This is a genomic window from Rhodococcus sp. NPDC057529, assembly GCF_042802055.1.
In the GTDB taxonomy this organism is placed as follows: Bacteria; Actinomycetota; Actinomycetes; order Mycobacteriales; family Mycobacteriaceae; genus Rhodococcus_F.
The window spans coordinates 682,427-685,714 of record NZ_JBHVEY010000001.1 but is presented as its reverse complement, the minus strand read 5'-3'; the positions used below and the strand labels follow the sequence as shown (position 1 = coordinate 685,714).

The window sequence follows — 3,288 nt, the reverse complement described above, 5'->3', positions numbered from 1 at the left end:
GTGGTCGCCGAACCACGGGTCCTGCTGCTCGACGAGGTCGCGTCGGGTCTCGACGAGGACGAAGTGGAACGTCTCGCCGGCCTGATCCGGCACCTTCGCGACGCCGGCTGCACGATCGTGCTGGTCGAGCACAACTTCCGTCTGGTGCTGGCGCTCGCCGACACCATCGTCGTGCTCGCCCAGGGCCGCGTGATCGCCGAAGGTCCGCCGTCCGAAATCGAACACAACCCTCGCGTACTCAGCGAATACCTCGGCGTCGTCGAGGACACGGAACTGGCCGGAGAGGCGACCTCATGAGCGAGCAGGCGACGACACCGCTGCTGAGTCTGCGGAACGTGCAATCCGGATACGGCGACCTCCGGGTGGTGTGGGACGTCTCGCTCGACGTGTGGCCCGGCAAGGTCACCGCACTGCTCGGCCGGAACGGTGCGGGGAAGACCAGCACGCTGCGTGCCATCTCGGGGCTGAACAGGGTGTCCGCCGGGACGATCGAGTTCGACGGCCGCGACATCGCGAAGGTGGCGCCGCACCGGCGGGTCCGTCAGGGAATGGCGTACGTGCAGGAAGGGAAGCGGGTGTTCCACCGGCAGACCGTGGAACAGAACCTGATTCTCGGCGGGTACGTCCGCAGGATGCGACGATCGGCCGTACGCGAAGAGGCGGAACGCATCTACGACCTGTTCCCCGTCCTCGGCGCGAAACGCGGCCTGCTCGCCGGTGCGATGTCCGGCGGGCAGCAGCAGATGCTGGCGATCGGTCAGGCGCTGATGGCGAAACCGACCCTGCTACTGCTCGACGAGCCGTCCGGCGGACTGGCGCCCGTGATCGTCGGCGAAGTCATGGAACGCGTCAGCACCCTCAAGGAGGCCGGGCTGGCGGTGCTCCTCGTCGAGCAGGCCGTCGACGCCGCGATGAGCGTGGCCGATCACGTCACCGTCCTCGACGTCGGACGCGTCGTCATGGACGCGGATGCGGGCGCGATCGACGACAGGGCGGTGATCCGCGACGCCTACTTCGGCCGCGTCGGCTGAGGCGCTAGCCGCCGAGGCGGCGGAACACGAGACGGACCGCGAGCCCGAGGTGCGCCATCACCTCGTCCACCGAGATGCGGCCGGCCACCCAGGACACCAGGCTGGACATCCAGACGTCGCCGATCACGCGGATTGCGTTCAACTGGTCGTCGGAGATCTGCTCGACCCCGATGGTCTTGGCGAACATCTCCGTCATCAGGGCGCCGAACGCATCCAGTTCGGCCGACGCCGACGCGTCCGCGAACATGAACGCACGCACGAGGGCCTCGTACCGCGGCCGGTCCTTCTCGAGGACCTCGGTGTTCTTCCGGAGCACGAACAGGATCCGCTCCGACGGGGTGTCGCCGGGGATTGTGACGTTCTCGAACCGGGACCGCATGCCCTCGAACACCATCAGCAGGCCCATCACCAGCATGTGGTTCTTCGACGGGAAGTACCGGTACACGGTGCCCAGCGCGACGCCCGCCCGATCCGCGATGGCCCGCATCTGCACGGCGTCGTACCCGCCCTCGGACGCGAGTTCCATCGCCGCGGCGACGATCCGCTGGTACCGCTCCCGCTGCGGGGCCTTGGCCCCGCGCGAGGGCAGCTGCCCGTTGCGGAGCAACGACAACAGCCCGTCCCGGCCCGCTGTCAGCGGCTCTTCAGCAGTGCTCATGGACGTCAGCCTAGCGACAGTCACCTCGCCGCCGTCGCGCGACGGTCGCCCCACGTGAGTGCCAAAGTGTGTTCCCCCACACTTTGGCACTCACGTGGGGTGGGAACGAAAAAACTCCGCTGTCGATGTTCTCGACAACGGAGCTTCTGTGAATCGTGGTGGCCAGGGCCGGGATCGAACCGGCGACCTTCCGCTTTTCAGGCGGACGCTCGTACCAACTGAGCTACCTGGCCGGACGGCACCCGAACCGAATGCCTATCGCACTGTGTTGCCGATACCGAGTATCGGCAACACACTTGCGACCCTGACGGGACTCGAACCCGCGACCTCCGCCGTGACAGGGCGGCGCGCTAACCAACTGCGCCACAGGGCCTTGCTTGTCCTGCTGTGCTCTACAAGTGTAGAGCGTTACTGCGTGTCACTTTTACTGCCGTCGAACCATACCGCATGCTCGACACCGGTCAAACGTACCCCCTACGGGATTCGAACCCGCGCTACCGCCTTGAAAGGGCGGCGTCCTAGGCCGCTAGACGAAGGGGGCCCGTCGGATTTCTCCGAACCAGTACCTCAACGGCGTTCCGTTGGGAGCTTGGATAGCTTAGGACACGGATCGAGAATTTCCCAAATCGCCAGGTCAGACTACGAATCGGGCAGTTCTGAGCCGGAATCCGGCCATCCGTCCCGCGCAAACCTCTCCAGCCATTCGCGTGACGCCATCGCCTCGAGGATCACTTCGAGCGATTCCACGAACCGTGCACCGAGGTCGCCCTCCAGCGCGGTCATGTCGGACATGTACCGCTGGCCGGCGAGAGACGCCGCCAGGACCCGGGTGAATTTCTCCGGGTCGGCGTCGGCGCGCAGCGACCCGTCCCGCTGGGCGCGGATCGCGAATTCGTGTGCAGTGCGCCCCCACACCTGCGAGCCGCCGGACTGCACGTCCGGGTAGAACTCGGGTTCGACGATCAGCCGGAACTCGGCCCGCACGATGACGCTCGAATGGAACAGCTTCGCCAGGTCGATCACGAATCCGTGCAGGGCCTCGAAGGGTCCGATGTCCGTGCGACTCGTCCACCGGTCGGTCAGGGCGGTGAATTGCTCCACCCCGGACTGGAGGACGGCGCGAGCGAGTTCTTCCTTCGACTGGAAGTGGAAGTACATCGCCCCTTTGGTGGCGTTCGAGCCCTCGAGGATCGTGTTGACCGACGCCGCTGCATAGCCGCGCTTCGCGAACTCGATCGCGGCCGACTCCACGAGTGCAGCGCGAGTGCGTCGCGCACGTTCCTGCTGACGTGCCATGACGGTGAATCCCTCTCCCAAATGTCGTAACCCCGCCTTTCGCCCTGCAGGGGCGAGCGTGGAGCCGTACATAACAGTATCCCTGTTTTGAAAAAACCAACAGAGCAGTCTGTTGATCATGAAATCTTCCATATAACAAACTTGAAGTCCGTTATTGTGCCGAAATCGGACCGCTGCCGAAAACACACCAAGTGGTATAATTCGGGTCGGGTGGGGTGTGCTTGCGGGGGGGGGGAAACCAAGAGAAAACCCCCCCCCCCCCCCGAGAGGCACGCATCTAGGGGGGGGTTTTTTCTCCCGCCC

Annotated in this window: 3 protein-coding genes, 3 tRNA genes and 1 pseudogene; 2 read left to right on the top strand and 5 right to left on the bottom strand. The window is 65.3% G+C overall.

Annotated features, from left to right (window positions below):
• Positions 1–297: pseudogene (locus ACFU5V_RS03165) on the top strand (branched-chain amino acid ABC transporter substrate-binding protein); the annotation flags it as partial.
• A complete protein-coding gene (locus ACFU5V_RS03160) occupies positions 294–1,031 on the top strand; it encodes an ABC transporter ATP-binding protein (RefSeq protein ID WP_378696718.1) in 738 nt (245 codons plus the stop codon). The pseudogene ACFU5V_RS03165 and the gene ACFU5V_RS03160, both read left to right, overlap by 4 nt.
• 4 nt (positions 1,032–1,035) lie before the next feature.
• On the opposite strand, the gene ACFU5V_RS03155 is transcribed toward ACFU5V_RS03160, so the two are convergent.
• The 5 genes from ACFU5V_RS03155 to ACFU5V_RS03135 all read right to left on the bottom strand — a co-directional run bounded on the left by ACFU5V_RS03155 (position 1,036) and on the right by ACFU5V_RS03135 (position 2,985).
• A complete protein-coding gene (locus ACFU5V_RS03155; RefSeq protein WP_072943071.1) occupies positions 1,036–1,689 on the bottom strand; it encodes a TetR family transcriptional regulator in 654 nt (217 codons plus the stop codon).
• A gap of 156 nt (positions 1,690–1,845) precedes the next feature.
• Positions 1,846–1,922, bottom strand: a tRNA-Phe gene (locus ACFU5V_RS03150).
• A gap of 66 nt (positions 1,923–1,988) precedes the next feature.
• A tRNA-Asp gene (locus ACFU5V_RS03145) sits at positions 1,989–2,062 on the bottom strand.
• A gap of 95 nt (positions 2,063–2,157) precedes the next feature.
• Positions 2,158–2,230 (bottom strand) — tRNA-Glu (locus ACFU5V_RS03140).
• Positions 2,231–2,328: 98 nt separating this feature from the next.
• Positions 2,329–2,985, bottom strand: a complete 657-nt coding sequence (locus ACFU5V_RS03135; protein ID WP_378696716.1) for a TetR family transcriptional regulator — start codon at positions 2,983–2,985, stop codon at positions 2,329–2,331.
• Between the last annotated feature and the right edge of the window lie 303 nt (positions 2,986–3,288).